This window comes from Dysgonomonas sp. Shenzhen-Wh21 (assembly GCF_043392705.1).
Taxonomy (GTDB): Bacteria; Bacteroidota; Bacteroidia; order Bacteroidales; family Dysgonomonadaceae; genus Dysgonomonas.
Window position 1 is genome coordinate 1 of record NZ_JAIXHZ010000091.1, and the last position, 21,759, is coordinate 21,759.

The window sequence follows — 21,759 nt, forward strand, 5'->3', positions numbered from 1 at the left end:
CAAATATATTCTGTCATAGAGTCGCCTAAAATCCATTTCTTGCTGAATTTGTTCGCTTTTAGTGGAATTACTTTTCCTCTATAATAGCAAGAAATGGATTTTAGGCGACTCTATGACAGAATATATTTGTACTGTTTAATTAAATAGAACAAATATGAAAAAGCTAGAAGGAAAGGTAGCCCTTATAACAGGAGCTACAAGCGGTATAGGTAAGGCGACAGCTATCGATTTTATTGAGAACGGAGCAAAAGTCATTTTTACAGGACGCTATCAAGAGACAGTAGATAAAACAGTGTCTGAATTAGGAAATAAGGCTGTAGGTTTTGTTTCAGATGGCGGGAATATGTCTGATTTATTGGCTATTAATGAAAATATTAGATCCATTTCGCCTCGGATAGATATCCTCTATGTAAATGCAGGTTTTGGGAAATATGCGCCTATTGAGGCAGTCACAGAAGAACATTTCGATGAGATGTTTAATGTCTTGGTAAAAGGAACTTTGTTTACAGTACAACAAGTATTGCCATTGATGGGAGAGGGGAGCTCCATAATATTGAATTCTTCGAACGTGACAAAGATGGGAATGCAGAACTCTTCTGTTTATTCTGCTGCCAAATCAGCTATTTTATCCTTTGTGAAGACATTTGCGGCAGAATTATCTTCGAGGAATATCCGTGTAAATGCAGTAAGTCCGGGGCCGGTAAGTACAAATTATTTCGATCGATCTAATCTTTCTAAAAATCAGATAGATACCATTGTAGAGTATGTGTTACCTCAAGTTGCACTAAAGAGGTTTGCACAGCCTTCTGAAATTGCTAAAGTGGTAACATTCCTTGCCTCTGATGATGCTTCTTTCATACAGGGAGCAGAAATATCTGTCGATGGCGGTTTTCCGGAGGTTAGGATATAATCTATATATGATTAGAGGTGTCTTAAAAGTAGACACCTCTAAATCTTTTGTTCCAAAAAATTAAATGTTATCCCATTCTACTTACTCGTTATGTATTTCTTTTTCAATATTTTCCATTTCCTTATGAAGAGATTTTAATCTCATTCCAAGGTATATTCTAAAGAAACCATAAGAGATGAACGAAATACTAATGAGCGCTACTATAAATCCTGATGTTAGAACAGGACTCATTATGAAAATAAATGACAGAATCACACCCAAAACAGCTAATGTAAGCAGCCATCCCCAGCCTTTAGCTCCATTTCTCCGTAGTTCTACAGCTCCTCCTATTCCCCAGATAGACTGGAACATTACCCAGAATCCAACAAAATATGAGAGTACGATTGCGATTACTGCAGGAGACATTGATATAAGAATAATACCGAATAATAAGTCTATAATACCACTGACTAAAGTCCACCCCCAGCTCTTGAGTGTATTTCTATTTGACACAGCAAATATTATTTCGAAAACACCACTTACGAAGAAAGTTACAGAAAATACAATTGATAATGCTGTAATTGTAGTCCACGGAGATGTTAAGCACCAAATTCCCAGCATTATAGCTAGTAGTCCGATTAACAATGAAACCCACCAGTATTTGACGGCTTGTTTTACAGAATAAAATAAATCATTTCTCATGTGTACGTTATTTTTAATTAGTTTATGTGTTATAATATTATAACGTCTACGAACTTATTTAGTTTCGAGAAAGTTAAATGTGATGAATGATTATACGCTATTTTAAAGCGAATCTTTTTAGGTATAATTTATTTTATTCTTTCTTGCAAGTGTAAAGTTTTATTGTACAGATATTTAGATTTATGACTCTTTTTCTTCAGTAAAATATTTCTCAATTAATGTAGCTTTGTGTTTACCTACTACTTTTTCGATTTCCTCGTTAGACGCTGATTTTATTCTTTTTACACTTTTGAATTCTTTCAGTAGAAGCCGCTTAGTCTCTTCACCAATGCCTTTAATATTATCTAATTCAGATTTTACCTGTCCCTTACTTCTTTGGTTGCGGTGAAAAGTAATTCCAAACCTATGTGCTTCATCTCTAAGGTGTTGTATAATTTTCAAAGATTCACTGTTTTTATCCAGATAGAGTGGGATAGAGTCTTCCGGGTAGTATATCTCTTCAAGCCTTTTCGCTATCCCGACAATGGCTACTTTGCCATAAATACCAAGTTCTTTTAACGATTCACAAGCTGCACTTAGCTGACCTTTGCCTCCGTCGATAACAATAAGTTGGGGTAGGGGACTTCCCTCTTCTATAAGTCTGTGGTATCTCCGATATACAACTTCTCGCATTGTTGAAAAATCGTCAGGCCCAATTACTGTTTTAACATTGAAGTGGCGATAGTCTTTTTTTGAAGGTTTTCCCATTTTGAAGACAACACATGCCGATACGGGGTTGGTTCCCTGTATGTTAGAGTTGTCGAAACATTCAATGTGTGATGGCAAGTCTTTGAGGTTCAGGTCTTTTTGCATTTCTTTCAGGATGCGAGTACCCCTTTGTTCGGGATTTAGACTTTCTGCTCTTTTTAATTTGTCTAGTTTGTATTGCCTTACGTTCTGAGTTGAAAGAAGCAATAGTTTTTTCTTATCGCCTCGTTGAGGTATGTTAATTTCTACACCATCTAATTTCAGGTCGGGGAGAAATGGCACAACAATTTCTTTCGCTGTAGAGCCAAATCTTTTTCTTACTTCAATAATTCCCAAAGCAAGCAATTCTTCTTTTTCTTCTTCTATCCGTTTTCTATATTCAAATGTATATGCCTGTATAACAGCACCATTATACACATTCAAATAATTTATATATCCTGCATCTGCATCTTCGTCATAACTAAATACATCAATGTTATATTTGATTGAACTTACTACGGTTGATTTATTTTTGAAATTCTCAATTAATATAAATTTTTCTTTTAGTTTGTTCGCTTCTTCAAATTCTTGCTTCTCGGCTAGTGCCTGCATTTCTGAATAGATAGATTCGCTTACAAGGTTGGTGTTTCCTTTTAAGATTTCCTGAATAGCATTTACATTTTTAATATATTCTTCAGAATCCTGTAAACCAACGCAAGGACCTTTGCATCTTTTTATATGATACTCTAGACAGACTTTATATTTTCCTTCTGCAATTTTCTCCGGCGTAAGATTTAATGAGCATGTACGGATAGGATACAATTTGTGGATTAACTCTAGGAGAGTCTTTACACTCAGTACATTAGAGTATGGTCCGAAATATTTAGAGCCATCTTTCAGTATCTTTCTTGTTATTTCTATCCTAGGAAAATATTCATTTCTAATAACAATAGACGGATATGATTTGTCATCTTTCAGCATTACGTTGTATCGTGGCTGAAATTCTTTGATCAGGCTATTTTCGAGTAGGAGAGTGTCTTCTTCCGATTCAACAATGATATATTTGATATCTTTTATTTTACTGACCAGTATTCTTGTCTTCGGACTGTCCTCATGGTTTTTTGTAAAATATGAAGAAACTCGTTTTTTTAGATTTTTTGCCTTCCCTACATATATGATTACTCCCTTGTCGTCATAATATTGATAACAACCAGGCTTCTGGGGGATATTTCTAATGATATTTTTTAAATAATCATTAATCATCGTGCTCTTTTCTTTACTTATTGTATTTTACGTGAAATTATTCATTTGTTTTCTATACTACAAATGAATATCTATTTATAATCAAAAAGAAAGGGAAGAATTCTTTTTTCTCCCCTCCTCCTAAATTTTTTGTAGAATTTAAATCTCGTAATGAATCAAAGAATTAATATCAATCTCTGCAGGAAATAGCTTTCTGCCTTCTAGTGCATCCAGTTCAATGATAAAGTTGACATATATTTTTTTCACTCCCATGTCCTTTACTAATTTGTACGCAGCATACATTGTCCCTCCTGTAGCTAATAGGTCATCATGGATCAACACCACGTCGTCTTTTGATAGAGAGTCTTTATGTATTTGAATTTTATCTACTCCATATTCTTTTTCATATTCCTGTTCGAATACTTCTGCTGGTAATTTTCCGGGTTTGCGAATTGGGACGAAACCGGCCCCAAGTTCTAAGGCCATAATTGGCCCCATGATAAATCCTCTCGATTCTATACCAACAACTTTTGTTATTCCTTTATTCTTGTATTCGTCTAAAAGAACTTCTGTAAGATTTGATAGAGATTCTTTTGTTTTAAATAATGGAGTGACGTCCTTGAATTGAATTCCGGGTATCGGGAAGTCTGGTATGTTTCTTACCGTTTCTCGGAGAGTTAAAAGCTTTTCTTCCTTTTCTTTTTTGTCCATTTTTTTTGTTTAATATTAGTCGTGTTTCACGTGGAACAATTTTTATTTTAGCATACGTTCCACGTGAAACATGTTCATTTATCTGCCTAGTAGCACAAGAAGAATAGATATGTCGTTGGGTGAAACGCCGGGGATTCTGCTTGCTTGAGCAATTGTTTCTGGGTTTATTTTTGATAATTTTTGTCGTGCTTCTGTTGATAGGGAAGAGATGTTTTCGTAGTCAAACTTGTCTTTGATTCGAATGTTTTCCAGTCGTGTTATCTTTTCTGCTATCGTTTGTTCACGTTTTATATAGCCATCATATTTTATTATGATCTCCGCTGCTTCTATTATTTCTTCCTTTCTGTTCGGGATTTTATCAAGTTCTGCTTTGAAGGCAGGGATGTATTCTGCGATGCTTTTTATTGTAATTTGTGGGCGTGTGATTACATCTTTTAGCTTCATGCCTTGCTTAAGAGGGTTGGTTCCGAGGTTGGATAATCCTTCGTTGATATATTCCGGCTTGAGGGAATAATTAGCAGCGAAGTTTATTATCTTTTGAACCTCTTCTTTTTTCTCATTTAATAAAGCAATTCTTTCTTGTTTTGCCAACCCTATGTTGTATCCTTTTTCTGTTAGACGTACATCAGCATCGTCTTGACGAAGAAGAATTCTATACTCTGCCCTTGATGTAAACATCCTATAAGGTTCGTCTACGCCTTTTGTTACAAGGTCATCTATCAGTACGCCTATATATGCTTCGTCTCTTTTTAAGACAAATTCGTTTCCGCCATGGGTATTGATATGCGCATTTATTCCTGCTATTAATCCTTGTCCTCCCGCTTCTTCGTAACCAGTAGTCCCATTGATTTGACCGGCAAAAAACAGGTTTTTAACGAGCTTCGTTTCCAACGTATGTTTTAATTGAGTAGGGTCGAAGAAGTCGTACTCTATTGCATATCCGGGTCTATATATATGTATATTTCTGAATGCCGGTATTTTCTGTAAAGCCTCAATTTGAGTGTGGAGTGGGAGAGAAGATGAGAACCCATTTAAGTAGTATTCTTGTGTGCTTTCACCTTCCGGTTCGAGAAATAGTTGGTGAGATGTTTTCTCTTCGAAAGTAACTATCTTTGTTTCTATACTTGGACAGTATCGTGGCCCGATGCTTTTTATCTGCCCGTTGTATAGTGGCGAATCATCCAATCCATCGCGTAATGTGGCATGGGTATCATCGTTTGTATACGTTATCCAGCAGCTAAGTTGTTTCAGTGTGCGTGGCGCATAGTCAAGGTATGAGAACTTGTGAAAGTCATCATCTCCTTTTTGCTCTTCCATCAGGCTAAAGTCAACGCTTCTTCCGTCTATACGGGCTGGGGTTCCTGTTTTCATCCTGTCGGTAGTGAACCCAAAATTCCTCAATTGTTCGGTGATTCCGAATGAAGCGGGTTCAGAAACACGTCCTCCGCCGAGTTGTGTTTTACCAATATGCATTAACCCATTCAAGAAAGTTCCGTTGGTAAGAACTACGGCTTTGGCTGAAAATTCAACACCCATCGCTGTTTTTACTCCGGTTATTGTTTTGTCTTGAATAATCAATGAGGTTACAGTGTCTTGCCAAATAAAAAGATTATCGGTGTTTTCAATAATCTCTCTCCACTTCATAATAAATCTGGCTCTGTCACTCTGAGCTCTCGGGCTCCACATTGCCGGCCCTTTCGACTTATTAAGCATGCGAAACTGTATTGCTGTCTTGTCTGTAACGATGCCCATTTGCCCACCAAGCGCATCGATCTCTCGAACGATTTGTCCTTTTGCTATTCCCCCTACTGCGGGGTTACAGCTCATCTGGGCAATCTTATTCATGTCCATTGTTATGAGCAAAGTCTTCGAGCCCATATTGGCTGCCGCAGCGGCTGCTTCGCAGCCTGCATGACCTGCCCCAACGACAATTATATCATATTTGAAATTCATCTTATTTAAAAGGGGATAATAATTATTTGCACTGCAAAGTTAGCACTTTTTGTTTTCTTTTTTATGTGCTAGTTTACAGTACAATATAAATTAACAATATTCTTTATGCTTTGTTGGCATTTTCTATTGCTAATTTTATTTTTTCGGCGTCCGATAGCAATATCGAATACTCTTCATTGAAGTTGTCGAAGACGGGAGATTGGTATTGCATTTTTCCTGTATACCGGCTTCTGAAAGAACCGTGAAACTCTTTCAAGCCTGTAGCCTTTGCAAGATCTGAAATGTTATTTTCTGTAATGCCTCCACCCGGCATAATGATGATGCGGTTATTTGCTTGTTCTATTAATTGCCTTAAAATATCTTTTCCTTCAGGGGCTGTTTTCATTCCGCCGGAGGTAAGTATTCTATCGCATCTCAGTTCGATAATATCTTCGAGAGATTTATTCAAATCAGAGCATCTGTCAAATGCTCTATGGAAAGTAGTACTCATGCCATATTGGTGAGCAATCTCAACCAGTTCCTTATTTCTTACTTTGTCTATTGTTCCATCAGGATTTAAAATACCAAAAACGACCCCGTTACATTTCGCTAAACCGCAATGATGGATGTCTCTTTTCATCATTTCAAATTCGAGATCATTATATAAAAAATCACCTCCGCGTGGACGTATGATTACATTCACCTGTATATTCAAATTTTTTCGTGTGAATTCTATTTGCGAAAGGGCAGGGGTTGTTCCCCCTTCTTCGAGATTATCACATAATTCTACCCGAACAGCTCCTCCCTTTTGAGCTTCGATTGCTGATTGTGCTGAATTTGCACAAACTTCGGCTACTATTTTCATTATAACTTGCTTATTATTAATTAATTATTCTGTTTTTTTGTTTTAGAAGTTCCAAATATAAAGAATAATTTATTATTTGAACAAATATTCAGATGCTTTGGTTATGCGATGCTTAATTGTCTTAATTATTATAATTTTTTGATTTTATTATTGTAATTATAATATAATCAGAATGTTATCTGTGTTTGTTGCGTGGCGATATTGAAAATATGATAACAATGAAAATGAAATATTAACTTTGCTTACTTTCGCACTGAAAATATAATGAGTAAATCAAAAGGAATTGCATTGGCGTTGATATCATCCGGAACTTTCGGGCTGATAGCATTTTTCTCTATTCCCTTATTGAAATCAGGGATGCATATTCCTTCTATATTGTTTTATCGTAGTTTGTTGGCCGCAGCTTTTCTGGGTATTGTATGTCTTATTCGGAAAAGGAATTTTAGAATCTCTCCTAAATTGGCTACTCAGCTGTTATTCTTGGGGTTGCTTTATACGATGACATCGATGGGTTTAATTTACTCTTATAATTTTATCTCCAGCGGAGTTGCAACTACTATCCATTTCCTTTATCCTGTGGTAGTTGCGTGCATGATGATCATATTTTATAAAGAGAAATTATCTCGTAACTTGTTGTTTGCAGCCCTCTTGGCTTTGGTTGGAGTTGCTTTGTTGTGTTGGAGCGATACAGGATTTATTAATACCAGGGGGCTTTTGTCTGTATTAATGACTGTTTTTACATACTCTGCTTATATTGTCAGCTTAAACAGGAATAGTATTAAAAGTCTTGATCCGGAGGTGTTTACTTTTTATGTAATGCTTTTCGGTGCATTTATTTTCTCTGTATTTTCATATTTTACCACAGGCATAGAAATAGTTCCGAATGCCATGTCGTGGTTCAATCTGATAGGATTGTCCTTATTTGCGACCGTTCTTTCAGGACTAGCCTTGGTTTCGGCTGTTAAGTATGCCGGATCTACCATTGCATCTATTTTGGGATCGATGGAGCCTGTAGTGGCTACTTTAGTCGGCATATTACATTTTGGCGAACCATTCGGATGGAACAGCTTCTTCGGCTTGGCTCTTGTGATAGGTGCTGTTACGTTGGTAATAGTCACAAGTAAAGAGAAAGCCTTAGAAGATTGATAATAAAAGGGTATCTATTGCTTTTACTATCTCGCTACGTGATCCCGTAAATTTATTTACCATAATTGTAAATGCATACTTTTCGTCCCCGTTCATGTAATAACCTGCAAAGCATTGCACTCCTCCGATACTCCCGCTTTTCATCGATATTTTTCCTTCTAATCGGGTGCCTTTCAATCGATTTCTTACTGTACCGTCTTTTCCTGCTTTTGGTAGAGATTCTAAGAAGGCATCAGCATATTTGCTTTTTGTCTGCATATAAACGAGAAGGTCACACATAAACTTGGGGCTTACTGCATTAGCAGGAGATAATCCGCTTCCATCGTACATTATTAGTGCTTCCGAGTCTAATCCTCTGCTTTTCCACAGGTCGTTTACTCTTTCTATTCCTGCATCGAGAGCCGAATTATAAATGTCGTTGTTTTTATCTCGTCCTATTGTGCGTATCAAGTACTCGGCATAGTGGTTATTACTTCTTACATTGGTATCCTTTATAATATCTTTCATCGGGAATGAAAGGTGGGTATAGAATACCTTCTCATCGAAATATTTCTTTTCTTTCTGATACTTCTGACTAAAATATTGTTCATAGGTAGTATTCACCGTGCCGACTTGATATTTGTTTTCTTGCAATAGCTTACTTATTGTCTGACCTAAATAAAGCCCCGGATTCGGGATATCTCCCTTTATGCTGAATGATGCCTTTCCTGCGGGGATATCTCCCGTTAGGCGCCTTTTATTTGACATGGGAGACCCATGTATGTATCCGTTATCTGCATCATTATTGTTTAGCTTGAGCCTATTTTCGAAGTCGATGTTTATTTCCGGTTCGGTTTTTACAATCAGAGGGCAGGTGTCTGCATTTAGCGTATTGAAGTAAAGCTTATAGGTATTGTCGAAGATACTTATTCCGTATGACCCTGAAGCATAATAATTTCCGATATCCTGATAAATCCATTGCTCCGAAATTCCGTCATATCCAAAGTAGTCATCTATAACGGTAATATCGATTTTGTCGTTGGAATGAAAGTTTTCTTTTATTTTTTCTATCCACTGAAAAAGAAATATGGAAGGGGTATTATCCAGAAATTCTGTTCCTAAAGTAGGATCTCCATATCCATGAATCAACAGGTTCTTTTTATTGTTTTTATCCTTTGCCAATGTTGTTTTATATCTATAGTCAGGTCCAAATACTTCGAGTGCGCTGGCTGTAGTTACTACTTTGAGTATCGATGCCGGAGTATAAGCTTTATTCGCATCGTTTGATATTATTTCTTTTCCCGAAAAATCTTTTACGCAAATTCCAACAGAGGCGTGTTTTAAACCTTTGTTATTTAAAAATTGTTGTAAACTTTGTTCTCTTGTTTGTGCTGACAAAGTGTAATATCCTAGAACAAAGAATATTAATAAATACTGTATTTTCAACTTCTTCATGAGCAAAATGCTGAAATTAAATTAGAAAAATAAATATCTTTGTAAAGATATATAAATAAAATAATTAAGAAGCTAAACAGATTATGAACCAGCCTTTTGAAAAACCTTTTACATTCGACAGGACCATCCGTATGCTCATTAGTGTTCTTGCAATAGGGGGAGCTTTATATTTTCTGTATATTTTGAAGGATGTTTTGCTGCCCTTTCTTATTGCATGGCTATTGGCGTATATGCTAAATCCTTTGGTTCGATTCTATCAAAAGAAATTGAGATTGGCTCACTCTCTGGCTGTTGTTCTAACGCTTCTTTCCGTTGCCGGGTTTATTACTCTATTAGGTTTTATATTAGTTCCGCTTATAGAGAATGAAATATGGCAAATAAATGGTCTTATCGCTACTTATGATTTGTCTTCTATCAGTCATGATGGTATTCCTATGAGTATTGCAGATATATTTTCGCGTTATGTAGATTTTAAAGAAATACAAGATAGTTTATCCAGAGACAATCTGATAGAAATTGTTCAATACCTAAGCCCTGCTGTTGAAGCGATATTCTCCAATACGATTTCTTTCTTAGTTGGTCTTACTGTCGTTTTTATCGTCCTTTTGTATTTAATATTTATTCTTCTCGATTATGATAAAATAAACGAATTGTGGAGATATCTTATTCCTCCAAAATATCGTCCTGTCGTAAATCGTATTACTTTGGATGTGGAGACCAGCATGAATAAATACTTCAGACATCAGGCCTTTATCTGTGTGATTCTTGCTATTCTGTATGCTACGGGATTTCAGCTCATCGGATTGCCGTTGGCTATTATGTTCGGTATTATTGTAGGACTTGTGCACATGATTCCATATTTGCAGGTTATCACCTTCCCTCCGGCAATATTGCTTTGCTGGTTGCGAGCTTCACAGACCAACGATAGCTTTTGGGTAATGCTCGGACTGGTTGCACTTGTATATGTTGTAGTTCAGTGTATCATGGATTTATTTCTTGTGCCTCGTATAATGGGTAAAGCCATGGGGCTGAATCCTGCAATCATTCTTCTTTCACTTTCGGTGTGGGGATCATTGCTCGGCATCGTGGGAATGATTATCGCAATACCTCTTACAACGTTGCTTTTGTCATACTATAAAGAATTTATAGCTTCCGCAGAAAGGATACAGGCAGAAGAGAATGCAAAGCACAATATCCCTACCAATGAAACTTGATAGGTGCGGATTTTTTTGTACTTTTATGCTCCAATTTGAAAAATATAAAAGAAACTAACTATAATGCAATTAACAGCGAAATTGATTCAAGTGATGCCTGTACAAACAGGTATGGGAAAGAACGGCGAGTGGAGAAAACAGAGTATAATACTCGAAACAGACGGTATGTACCCTAAAAAAGTATGTGTTACATTCTGGGGAGACAAGATTAACGAATCTGTTTTACAGGTTGGTAATATTCTTAATGTATCGTTCGATATAGAAAGCCGCGAATATAATGGTAACTGGTATACAGACTTACGTGCATGGAAGATTGATCCGGCAGGAGCAGGAGCTCCCGAAGGCCCTCAAGCAGGATACGGTGCTGCACCCCAACAATCGGCTCCTTCTACACCTGTAGATTTTAGTAGTGGTGGCGATGGCGACGACCTGCCATTCTAAGTAGAAATATATAATATATATAATTTAAGTGTGTAAAAGCTTGTTATCCGTTTTGGATAAGACTTTTACACATTTTTTGTGTATAAAAGTCATATTTTATTCTAATTTTAAAAGCTTAACGAATAGACAATTAGATAAATGCGGAATAATAAGGTAATATAAAGTCATATGTAGAATATTTAACTCTCTTCTTTTCCTTCTTATTTGTATTTTTGCCAGACAGCGTATATGATTGATCTATAACAAACAAAGTTTATTCTTACCTGATATGAAGAAAATACTGATAGCACTTTTACTGACCTTTTTTAATCCTATTTATGGACAAGAGCAAATAAACTTTACTCCTCCTGCGGAAATAGATTGCTTAAAGGAAGATCCTAACATGATTTTCTTTATAGGGTTGATACAGAACGTTCAGACGGATTGGGGGAAACTTGGTGTGCGGGGAAAGATAAAGAAATTGATAGAAGAACAATATGCGAAGGATAATAAGACAAGGTTGTCTAAGATAATATATGATTTTGACGAAAAAGGGAAAATAAGGGCTATCAAGGTAGATTCTCTTTTTAGTAGGACCTACATATATTCAAATAAAGGACAACTCGAACAAGAAATAACTTATCAAAAACCTTTAAAGGAATTAACTCACAAGTATGATTATAAAAACGGGAAATTAAAAAACGCTTTATATGAGTATGATGTGGTTACTGGCTATGGAAATGATAAGTTAAATTTGCGTTATAATTCACAGGGGCAAATAATAAAATCTGAAAATTTGGAGGATAGTGTATCTACAATTTATGATTATAATGGTGAAGGCCGACTTGTAGAAAAAAGAATAAGGAAGAATAATCAATCGACTTCGGAGGTATATGTAAGTACGCTGATAGATTATAATGATAAAAGAGATATTGAGAGAAAGTTTACTAAATACCTTTCATCTAATCAAGGAGATACTTCTTTCATAATTGATCTGTATAAATATAAATACGACGACAATGATAATTGGATTGATTGTAAGCGTTTAGGCGGAGGTGATGTTCTATTTACTCATCGACGTATATATTATCATGATGGGACTTATTCGGGAGATACATTGGATTCCGAAGACCGTAAACGTATTTATTCTATGAAGGAAGTCGATATTCCGGCATGGCATTCTGATGGAGAATTACCTATTGTGGATTTTTTGACAAAAAATATAAAGCTATCCAGAGCCGTTCGATCTGTAGGTAGAGGTAAGGTGAAGGTAAGCATGATTGTATCGGACAAAGGAATTATTTCTGATGTTAAGGTAGAGGGTCTTAGTGCGGATCATTTAACTGATATTTTACCTGTAATTCCTAAGAAATGTATACCAGCTAAGAAAAATGGTATAGACATTGCTACCTATTTAGAAATAAATATAACATTCGGATTGGTAACATTGCAATAAATCAAATGTTTTGATCTTAAAAAAGGTTTTCTAATTCTTTGTCTGTCAAAAAATAAATCATATCTTTGCACCTCGTTTATAAACAATTAAATAATTACTATGTATTTAGATTCAGCTAAAAAGCAAGAACTCTTCGCTAAGTACGGAAAGTCTAACACTGATACTGGCTCACCTGAGGCTCAGATAGCATTGTTTTCATACCGTATTTCGCATTTGACTGAACACTTGAAGTCAAATAAGAAGGACTATAACACAGAAAGATCACTTAAACGCCTTGTAGGTAAACGTCGTCGTTTACTTGATTATCTTACTGCAAATGATATCGAAAGATATCGTGCGATAATCAAAGAACTAGGTATCAGAAAGTAATTCTTTCCAGCGAAATTTTAAAGAGATTGTTTCATCCGATTCAATCTCTTTTTATTTTTGTGTGCTCTGAGACCAAGTTTCTTTATTGTTTTGATGAAAAAATATCTAATATTGTAATACGTTCTGTAATTGGTAGAAAAAGTAACACCTAAAATAAGCGGTAAAAAGTGTCACTTTTGTCACCTTTTTATCAAATGAAGTTTGAACAGCATAAATTATTTAATTGAAATGGATAAGCTTACGATTATAAAAGTTGGAGGTAAGATTGTAGAAGAAGAACAATCTTTACGCCAGTTATTGAAGGATTTTTCCCAAATAGAAGGTTACAAAGTACTAGTGCATGGGGGAGGGCGTTCTGCTACCAAACTAGCAGAGAAACTAGGTATAGAGAGCCGCATGGTAAATGGAAGGCGTGTAACTGATCGAGATACATTAGAGATTGTAACAATGGTATACGGAGGCCTTGTAAATAAAAATATTGTTGCCGGGCTGCAAGCTCTAGGAGTAAATGCCTTAGGCCTTACCGGTGCTGATATGAACATCATACGATCGGAAAAACGACCGGTGAAAGAGGTCGATTATGGCTTTGTTGGTGATGTGAAGGAGGTAAATACTGAAACGTTGTCTTCCCTTATCCAACAAGGAATAGTACCTATTCTAGCCCCGCTAACTCACGATAAAGAAGGAAATATGCTAAATACCAATGCTGATACCATAGCCGGAGAAACAGCGAAGGCTTTAGCTCTTAAGTTTGATGTAACCCTTATTTATTGCTTCGAAAAAAAGGGTGTACTCATGAATGAGAATGATGATGAGAGTGTAATTCCTGACATAAATAAAACTATGTTCGAGCAATTGGTTAAAGATGGGATTGTACAAGGAGGAATGATTCCAAAATTAGAAAATGCCTTTCAGGCGATAGAAAAAGGAGTGAAAGAAGTGATTATTACAAGTGCATCCGAATTTGGAGAATATGCGGGTACACGAATTTGCTAATATTCAGTAAGACAGATATTTTTTTATAGAATATTCTTTTTTTAAGAAAAATTAATTATATTTACATCTGTAATACTATATCAAACTAAAATAGAGTTAAATTATTTAGTCATTTTTAAACTTTCATTACTATGAAAAAATTATTACTAGTCGCCGTTTTAGCAGTATTCAGTGTGAGTGTTAGTGCGCAAGGGCTTAAAGGTACTTGGTTTGCGGGTGGAGAAATCTCTTATTCAGATGTTAATGATGTTAAATCAACAATGATTCTACCTGTTATTGGAACCTTTGTTTCTCCTAGTGTAGCTGTTGGTATAGGAGCCGGCTACCTAAGTGTAAAAGAAGATGGAGAAACAAGTGATGCTTTTGTTGCAAAGCCATTGGTTCGTAAATATTGGAATATAACAGGTCCCGTTTATCTGTTTGGACAAGTTGCCGCCCCATTGATGTTTTCTGATGGTGTAAACAGTTATGGTTTGCAAGTTTCTCCAGGTATCGATATTGTAGTGACATCTTGGTTGACATTCGAAACATCATTTTCAATTTTTGGCCTTAATGTTATTGATTCTGATGGATCTACAGATTGGAATATAGGAGCAAATCCATTCAATTCTTTGACAGACAGGAAAGTCGGTGATTTACAAGTTGGTGTTAAATTCCTATTCTAAATATTAGATTAATCAATAATGAGGATAAAATAAAAGTCTCACATTATGTGAGACTTTTGTTTTTGTTACAATAGCAGGGTATATTAAAAAAGAGTATATTTGTTTTGATCTTATTTAATTTACAAACTTAACTAAATTAACGTATGAAAATGATTGCTAGAACTACCTTGATTGTTGCTGCGATTTTGCTTACTATCGGAGTAAGTGCCCAAGACAAACCTTTGACTTTTGGAGTAAAGGCTGGAATGAATATTTCTAACGTCAGTGGAGACTTTGAAGATGCAAAAGCAAAGATTGGATTTAATGCCGGGGTAACACTGGACTTCGCTTTAACTAACGATCTCTATTTACTTACCGGCTTGGAGTTTACATCAAAGGGTGCAAAAGTAGAAGAGGATACTAACCTAAAAATGAGTTTGTCGTATATACAATTACCTGTTCATGCAGGGTATAAACTGACCGTAGCAAATGATACACGTATTGTTTTTCATGCAGGGCCATATATAGCTTATGCTGCAGATGGTAAATGGAAAGCGAAAGAGGGAGGATTAGAAGAGAGTGCAGGCGTTTTTAGCGATGAGGCAGAAGCTGCAGGTCTAAAAATGAAAAGATTTGATTTCGGATTAGGATTTGGTGTTGGTGCTGAGTTTGGTCAGTTTAATGCAGGGGTTAATTGTGATTTTGGTCTAGTAAATATTGCTGATTTTGGAATAGTGGATTTTCCGGGATTTGGTCAAATTGATGCTAGCAGCGTATCAGTAAAAAATATGAATGTAGGTATTTCTCTTGGATATAAGTTCTAATAAAGTATACCCATTATATACACAAATAAGCCCGATAAAATCGGGCTTATTCTTTTTATTTCAATAGATATTCTTTAAACTCTTCAAATGTTTTTCCCATACTGATGCTTTTCTTTTCACCTTTCATAAAGACTTGCAGTTTTTCGGGTATGGCAACCGATTTCTCTATAATGGCTTCTACAGTTTCCAGAAACTTTGCAGGGTGAGCCGTTTCTAAAAAAACGCCCGTTTCGTCTGCTTCTAGGGAATCTTCCAATGCTGAATATCCACATGCCCCATGAGGATCGAGTAGATAGCCTGTTTTTTGGTATGTGTCTTTCAGCACTTTCCTGATTGTATCATCATCATACCATTCTCCGGTAATTTCTTTTTTTATCTTGTCCCAAGAATGTTCGTAAAGATCAAGTACACGTACAAAGTTACTGGGATCACCTACATCCATTGCATTTGCGATAGTCTGTACAGATGGGCGAGGATTGTACTTTCCTGTTTGTAGATATTCATAGAAAATATCATTGCTGTTATTGGCTGCAATAAATCGCTTTACAGGCAATCCCATGCGTTTGGAGATAAGTCCTGCCGTAATATTGCCAAAATTGCCGCTAGGGACGCAAAAAACGATATTTTCGGCCTTTCCTTGTTTCTTTAGTTGAGCGTAAGCATTGAAGTAATAAAACGCTTGCGGAAGAAAGCGAGCAACATTGATCGAATTAGCAGATGTAAGATTTAGCTTTTTATTTAATTCTTCGTCTAAAAAAGCTGTTTTAACCAGAGCCTGACAGTCATCGAAAGTGCCATCTACCTCAATGGCTGTTATGTTTTGTCCCAGTGTTGTAAACTGACATTCTTGTATCGAACTTACTTTTCCTTTCGGGTATAGCACATACACATGTATTCCGTCAACTCCTAAAAATCCGTTTGCAACCGCACTGCCCGTATCTCCCGATGTGGCAACAAGAACTTTTACATCCTTTTGTCCTTGCTTTTTGATAAAATATCCTAGCAGGCGAGCCATAAATCGACCTCCTACATCTTTAAAGGCGAGGGTAGGGCCATGAAATAGTTCAAGGCTGTAGATATTATCATTTACATGTACAACAGGCGTATCGAAGCTTAGCGTGTCATATACTATTTCTTTCAACGTTTCGGCCTCTATCTCTTCGCCAAAAAAAGCATTAGCCACGGTATATGCTATTTCCTGAAAGCTCATATTGCCAATATTATCGTAAAAAGATTGTGGCAATACTTTTATTTTTTCAGGCATATAGAGCCCTTTATCGGGGGCCAAACCTTTTACTACCGCTTCCTGTAAACTGACATCAGGAGCAAGTTTATTTGTGCTGTAATATTTCATATTCATCAGGTTAATGAAAGGCGAAAGTAATAAAATGAAAGGAAAGAATCAATTAAAAGATTTTTTTATTTGTAAAAGGACTATAAATAGGTTAATTTGTATTGATAAAAAAAGCAGTGACTAATCACTGCTTCTTCTTATTCTTTCTTTATCTACTTTCTTAAAAGGGTTAGTATAGAATAGCTCGAACCTGTCTTATAAGGCACGTCCCTTAAATACATTCGAATCTTCTTCCTGATAAAGGCTTCCGCGGAAACTTATTCTATTACTGTTGAAATTAGGGGTTACAACCGCATCGCATTTATTGTCTCCTTTATATATTCTGATGAAGACATTCGCTGACACTCCTATGCCCTGCACCATCATGCTGAATGTAACAACTCCTTTCTTATCCGTTTCCATCTTTACGTTCGACGCGTTTCCGTCTACTGTAATTCCACCTATCCCATTTGGACCCGCATAAGGAGAGTTAAATGCCATTTGAATAGTTGCTTTATCTCCATTCATGGAAATGAAATTAGTACTAGATGATACATAGGCAAAATTTCCATATTTAAAGTCAATTCTGTCTGCCTCTAATACAAATTTCCTCTCATTTAATGCCTGGATTGCTTTTTCTCCCCAATAAGCTCTTTCAGCATCAGCCACGGCCTTCTGTGCAGGATCCTTCTGTGTTTTACACCCTGTGAAAAACAACAAGCTTGTAACTAAGATAAATACAATTTTACTCATAGTGTTTACTTATATTATAATAATTATATAACGCTATAGAATAAAATTAAGTTTTGTGTTTTTGAAATAATCATTCCCAATCTATATGAATGAAGGATTATTCCCTAATTTATTAATATACAATGGTCTGTTTATTTCTGTCGATTTTTATTTGCAGTCTTCTCTCGACTTCTGGCCTAAATACCCGCCGTGATGACGTTTTGCATAGTCAACCTTCGTAAACCCTATTCTTTTCATGGTTCCCACTACAAGGATATCTCCTATAACGGTCATTACTGTCGTTGAGGTAGTTGGCGTTAAACCTAGTGTGCAGACCTCCTCAGGACGTCCTGTGTGAATAAATACGTCTGCCTTCTGAGCAAGTAGACTTTCCGAATCACTGGTTATGACAATAAATTTTATGCCCGGAATCAGATCTTTTGCCAATGTAATAAGCTCAATTATTTCTCTTGTCTTCCCCGAGTTGGAGATAGCTAATACAATATCATTTTCTTGTAGGATACCTAAATCTCCATGTTGAGCCTCGCTCGGATGTAGAAATACAGCCGGTGTTCCGGTAGAGCTGAATGTTGTGGCAATGTTCTGCGCTATCTGTCCGGCCTTACCCATGCCGCTTGTCACAAGCTTGCCTTTTTTCTGATTAACTTGTTCTACAATAAGGTCTATGGCTCTGCTATATGCATCGCTGATAGGAATATTCAATATGGCAGAAGACTCATGTTCTAAAATAGAGCGTATTTCGTTTGTATCCATTTAAATTTTTTTTGCCAAAGATACAATATTATCCCGACTTTTTACAATAAGTGCTCTGGCTGATAATAAGCCTAATTTTACAATTTAAAATAAGAAAGCATGGATAATATCCATGCTTTCTTCTCTATGTTTTTACTTACCGGAAAGAATCCAAGAAAGGAGTCTCTTAGTTTGTCTTGAATTTAAACTGAATTTTTGACAAGTCTTCGTTTGCCTTTTCAATTTTTCCTTTCAGATTTTCTTTGTAAGCAACCAGCTTATTGTACAAGGCTTCGTCGCCTGTCGCAATCATCTGCAATGCAAGGATTCCCGCATTTAATGAGCCATTTATACCTACAGTAGCAACCGGTATTCCCGGAGGCATTTGTACGATAGCCAGCAACGCATCCATACCATCTAGCGAAGCATCGATAGGAACTCCGATTACGGGAATCGGTGTCATAGATGCAATCACTCCGGGTAAATGGGCAGCCATACCGGCAGCAGCGATAATTACTTTTATACCTCTCTCTTTTGCTCCCTTAGCGAAAGCTTCTACACGTTCGGGAGTACGGTGTGCAGACAAAGCGTTGATTTCGAATGGAACTTCCATCTCGTCAAAAAACTTTGCTGCTTTTTCCATTACGGGAAGGTCTGATGTACTTCCCATAATTATACTTATAACAGGTTTCATTTTTTAATTATTTACCAATTAGGTTTTTGTAATCAGAAGCAGGAAGCAAGGTTTCTAATTCAGAAGCATCGCTTACCGCTATTTTAATAATCCATCCTTTTCCGTATGGATCTTCATTTATTAGTTCGGGTTTTTCTTCCAATTCAGCATTTACCTCCAAAACTTCTCCGGATACAGGCATCAAAAGGTCTGATACTGTTTTCACAGCTTCTACACTTCCGAATACACCGTTTTGTTCTATAGTTTCACCTTCGCTGGTTACATCAACATATACGATTTCGCCCAACTCACTCTGAGCAAATTCGGTGATACCTACAAGGGCAGTGTCGCCTTCTACTTTTATCCATTCGTGGTCTTTGGAATACTTCAAATTCTCAGGAAAGTTCATAATTCTTTTATTTTTAGTTTATATATTATAAGTTTCTCAGAAACAAAATCAAACTCCAGTATGTGCCGATATATACCCACAGATAGGAAACAACCGATCCGATCAGAAAACCCACATATACCTGTGCCGGAGTACTTCTGTTGAGCATCAGACGCGATACCCCTAAACACCCTGCTAAGATAAACAAAATCATGAATAAAACAGGTAGGTTGAGTCCTTTTATATTGTAGCAAACTGACAAGATGCAACCAATCATTCCTCCTATAGCCATCATATACGCGCTTATCTTCCAAAATCGTGAAATAATAGCATATATAACCAGCAATATTAAAGGAGTAAGGATAACGGCAAGGAACCAGATATACAATTTGGCAGAGAAGAAATAATAGAACAAAAGGGCATAAGAGAGGAAGAATACACTGAGAGGTAAAATCCACTCGCTCCTGTTGTCCAGATGATAATCCTTGATAACATGTGTCAATCGCAGGAAGTAAATACCCGAAACCGGAATAATGCACGAGAAAAAGATTACAGGAGTCATGAATCTTATAAACTGATTGGCAAAAAGGAATGTAAAATCAGTAGATAAAAAGATAATAGCCACACTGTATATAACCATGAAAACAGGATTTAGCACAAACGAAATTATTTGTGGTAAAATAGGCTCTTTCTCTTGTGGTGGACTGTATATAATAGATGCTCTCTGCTCTATATGGTTATTTTCTTCAATTAACGTGTACTCCTTTTCTTCTTTCATATTTCTTTTCTTAGTCGGGCGACAGGCAGATTCATCTGTTCCCTATATTTTGCTACAGTACGGCGTGCTATGATGTATCCTCGTTCGTTTAATATTTCTGATAGCTTATCGTCTGTCAAAGGTTTCTTTTTGTCCTCATTTTCGATGCATTCCTTTAGAATTGCTTTTACCTCACGGGAAGAGATTTCCTCTCCTGTGTCGGTTTGCATAGACTCCGAAAAGAAATACTTTAACGGGTATATTCCAAAACTTGTTTGCACGTACTTGCTATTACTAACCCGAGAGATTGTAGATATGTCATAGCCGGTTCGCTGCGCAACATCTTTTAGTATCATGGGTTTTAGCTGTGATTCGTCTCCCGTAAGGAAGAAGTCATATTGCATATCCATTATTGCTTGCATAGTCCGTTGTAGAGTATCTTGCCGCTGTTTGATGGCATCGATAAACCAACGGGCTGAGTCTAGCTTTTGCTTTACAAACAATACTGTATTCTTACTGTCGAGAGACATACTCTCTTTGTTGTCCGAAAAACCTTTAAAAAGTTCAGAATATTCGCGGCTGACTCTCAGATCGGGTATATTTCGGTTATTCAAACTCAGAAATAGTTCACCTCCATACGAGTCTATCGTAAAATCGGGTACAATCGTGCTGAGAGTAATAGATAACGAATCGCCCCAATTATTTCCCGGCTTGGGGTTTAGAGTTGTGATTTCCTGAATCACTTCTTTGAGTATCTCTTCGTCTATATTCAGTTGTCTGATTATCTTATCATAATGCCTTTTGGTAAATTCATCGAAAAGGTTGGTTATGATATTTATTGCATAATCTACAATCTCTGATTTTTCTTTTCTTCCTAGCTGTAGCAGTAAACATTCTTGCAGGTTGCGTGCAGCAATTCCGGCAGGTTCAAAGTCTTGAATCACTTTAAGTATCTCCTCCAGCCTTGAAACGGGGATATCTATATTTTGCTGAAAAATGAGGTCATCTGAGATTGCCGATAAAGATCGGTCGAGATAGCCGCTTTCGTCAATGTTGCCGATAATATATTCTGCTACCTTTTGGTTTTCATCGTTCAATTCACATTCGCCGAGTTGTTCGATAAGGTACTCATGTAAAGATGCTGCTACTGAAAACGGAATTTCTTCTTGTTTTCCTACTCCTTGTCTGTTGTTGTCGCGAAGTTGGTAATCAGGTATTTCGTCTTCGTTCATGTAGTCGCCTAGCGTGAGGTCTTCCTGCGAGATATTTGTATCGTCCTCCGAACCATATTCATCGTCATATTCGGAGTTATCGTTGGGTTCGAGCCCTTCTTCCAAAGCCGGATTTTCTTCGAGCTCCTGTTTTATTCGTTCTTCCAATTCAAGTACAGGCAATTCGGTTAGTTTTATAACCTGCATCTGCATAGGCGAAAGCTTCTGCTGTTGTTTGAGCTGTAATTGTTGTTTTAGAGCCATAAATACTACTGAATTCTTATTAGTTAGAAAACTATCGATAATGTAATATTGTTTTTATTATTATCTTTGTTTTAATAG

General features: G+C 36.5%; 22 protein-coding genes. 9 read left to right on the forward strand and 13 right to left on the reverse strand.

Annotated features, from left to right (window positions below; all coding sequences use genetic code 11):
• Positions 1-154 precede the first annotated feature (154 nt).
• Positions 155-910, forward strand: coding sequence for an SDR family oxidoreductase (locus tag LDB17_RS06115; protein WP_252637842.1), 756 nt, complete (start codon positions 155-157; stop codon positions 908-910).
• Positions 911-991: 81 nt separating this feature from the next.
• On the opposite strand, the gene LDB17_RS06120 is transcribed toward LDB17_RS06115, so the two are convergent.
• The 5 genes from LDB17_RS06120 to LDB17_RS06140 all read right to left on the reverse strand — a co-directional run bounded on the left by LDB17_RS06120 (position 992) and on the right by LDB17_RS06140 (position 7,067).
• On the reverse strand, positions 992-1,591 hold the full coding sequence (locus LDB17_RS06120; RefSeq protein ID WP_252637841.1) for an HdeD family acid-resistance protein: 600 nt from the start codon (positions 1,589-1,591) through the stop codon (positions 992-994).
• A 180-nt stretch (positions 1,592-1,771) separates the two neighbouring features.
• Entirely contained in the window at positions 1,772-3,580 is a 1,809-nt protein-coding gene (gene uvrC / locus LDB17_RS06125; protein ID WP_252637840.1) for an excinuclease ABC subunit UvrC, read from the reverse strand.
• A 138-nt stretch (positions 3,581-3,718) separates the two neighbouring features.
• The gene (locus LDB17_RS06130) at positions 3,719-4,270 is read right to left on the reverse strand and encodes an adenine phosphoribosyltransferase (protein WP_135105355.1); all 552 of its coding nucleotides are present in this window, start codon (positions 4,268-4,270) and stop codon (positions 3,719-3,721) included.
• Positions 4,271-4,348: 78 nt separating this feature from the next.
• The gene (gene mnmG, locus LDB17_RS06135; RefSeq protein ID WP_252637839.1) at positions 4,349-6,223 is read right to left on the reverse strand and encodes a tRNA uridine-5-carboxymethylaminomethyl(34) synthesis enzyme MnmG; all 1,875 of its coding nucleotides are present in this window, start codon (positions 6,221-6,223) and stop codon (positions 4,349-4,351) included.
• 103 nt (positions 6,224-6,326) lie between these two features.
• Positions 6,327-7,067 (reverse strand): copper homeostasis protein CutC, encoded by a 741-nt coding sequence (locus LDB17_RS06140; RefSeq protein ID WP_252637838.1) that lies wholly within the window; start codon positions 7,065-7,067, stop codon positions 6,327-6,329.
• A 264-nt stretch (positions 7,068-7,331) separates the two neighbouring features.
• Here LDB17_RS06140 and LDB17_RS06145 point away from each other — a divergent pair, with 264 nt between their 5' ends.
• Positions 7,332-8,213, forward strand: a complete 882-nt coding sequence (locus LDB17_RS06145; RefSeq protein WP_252637837.1) for a DMT family transporter — start codon at positions 7,332-7,334, stop codon at positions 8,211-8,213.
• Here the strand turns inward: LDB17_RS06145 and dacB are convergent.
• Positions 8,202-9,647 (reverse strand): D-alanyl-D-alanine carboxypeptidase/D-alanyl-D-alanine-endopeptidase, encoded by a 1,446-nt coding sequence (gene dacB / locus LDB17_RS06150; RefSeq protein WP_252637836.1) that lies wholly within the window; start codon positions 9,645-9,647, stop codon positions 8,202-8,204. The genes LDB17_RS06145 and dacB overlap by 12 nt on opposite strands.
• Positions 9,648-9,730: 83 nt before the next feature.
• Between dacB and LDB17_RS06155 the strand changes: the two genes are divergently transcribed.
• From LDB17_RS06155 to LDB17_RS06185, 7 genes are all read left to right on the forward strand, one after another.
• A complete protein-coding gene (locus LDB17_RS06155; protein ID WP_252637835.1) occupies positions 9,731-10,861 on the forward strand; it encodes an AI-2E family transporter in 1,131 nt (376 codons plus the stop codon).
• Positions 10,862-10,924: 63 nt separating this feature from the next.
• Entirely contained in the window at positions 10,925-11,302 is a 378-nt protein-coding gene (locus tag LDB17_RS06160) for a DUF3127 domain-containing protein (protein WP_252637834.1), read from the forward strand.
• Positions 11,303-11,570: 268 nt separating this feature from the next.
• Positions 11,571-12,737 carry an RHS repeat domain-containing protein gene (locus LDB17_RS06165; RefSeq protein ID WP_252637833.1) on the forward strand — a complete coding sequence of 389 codons (1,167 nt, stop codon included), beginning with the start codon at positions 11,571-11,573 and terminating at the stop codon, positions 12,735-12,737.
• Positions 12,738-12,836: 99 nt separating this feature from the next.
• Positions 12,837-13,106: a 30S ribosomal protein S15 gene (gene rpsO / locus LDB17_RS06170; RefSeq protein ID WP_006841625.1), complete on the forward strand. Its 270-nt coding sequence runs from the start codon at positions 12,837-12,839 to the stop codon at positions 13,104-13,106.
• 228 nt (positions 13,107-13,334) lie between these two features.
• Positions 13,335-14,102, forward strand: coding sequence for an acetylglutamate kinase (gene argB / locus LDB17_RS06175; protein WP_252637832.1), 768 nt, complete (start codon positions 13,335-13,337; stop codon positions 14,100-14,102).
• Between the two features lie 131 nt (positions 14,103-14,233).
• A complete protein-coding gene (locus LDB17_RS06180) occupies positions 14,234-14,767 on the forward strand; it encodes a hypothetical protein (RefSeq protein WP_289781691.1) in 534 nt (177 codons plus the stop codon).
• 143 nt (positions 14,768-14,910) lie between these two features.
• Positions 14,911-15,570 carry a porin family protein gene (locus LDB17_RS06185; protein ID WP_252637830.1) on the forward strand — a complete coding sequence of 220 codons (660 nt, stop codon included), beginning with the start codon at positions 14,911-14,913 and terminating at the stop codon, positions 15,568-15,570.
• A gap of 55 nt (positions 15,571-15,625) precedes the next feature.
• Here the strand turns inward: LDB17_RS06185 and thrC are convergent, their stop codons facing one another.
• The 7 genes from thrC to rpoN all read right to left on the reverse strand — a co-directional run bounded on the left by thrC (position 15,626) and on the right by rpoN (position 21,681).
• Positions 15,626-16,924, reverse strand: a complete 1,299-nt coding sequence (thrC, locus tag LDB17_RS06190) for a threonine synthase (protein WP_252637829.1) — start codon at positions 16,922-16,924, stop codon at positions 15,626-15,628.
• Between the two features lie 195 nt (positions 16,925-17,119).
• On the reverse strand, positions 17,120-17,656 hold the full coding sequence (locus LDB17_RS06195) for a DUF4251 domain-containing protein (protein ID WP_252637828.1): 537 nt from the start codon (positions 17,654-17,656) through the stop codon (positions 17,120-17,122).
• A gap of 147 nt (positions 17,657-17,803) precedes the next feature.
• On the reverse strand, positions 17,804-18,409 hold the full coding sequence (locus LDB17_RS06200; RefSeq protein WP_006841631.1) for an SIS domain-containing protein: 606 nt from the start codon (positions 18,407-18,409) through the stop codon (positions 17,804-17,806).
• A gap of 166 nt (positions 18,410-18,575) precedes the next feature.
• A complete protein-coding gene (gene purE / locus LDB17_RS06205; RefSeq protein ID WP_006841632.1) occupies positions 18,576-19,082 on the reverse strand; it encodes a 5-(carboxyamino)imidazole ribonucleotide mutase in 507 nt (168 codons plus the stop codon).
• A 7-nt stretch (positions 19,083-19,089) separates the two neighbouring features.
• Positions 19,090-19,470, reverse strand: coding sequence for a glycine cleavage system protein GcvH (gene gcvH / locus LDB17_RS06210; protein WP_252637827.1), 381 nt, complete (start codon positions 19,468-19,470; stop codon positions 19,090-19,092).
• Between the two features lie 25 nt (positions 19,471-19,495).
• On the reverse strand, positions 19,496-20,227 hold the full coding sequence (locus LDB17_RS06215; protein WP_252637826.1) for a hypothetical protein: 732 nt from the start codon (positions 20,225-20,227) through the stop codon (positions 19,496-19,498).
• Complete coding sequence (gene rpoN, locus LDB17_RS06220) at positions 20,224-21,681, reverse strand: RNA polymerase factor sigma-54 (protein WP_135105371.1); 1,458 nt, start codon at positions 21,679-21,681, stop codon at positions 20,224-20,226. Before rpoN ends, LDB17_RS06215 begins: the two co-directional genes overlap by 4 nt.
• Positions 21,682-21,759: the final 78 nt, after the last annotated feature.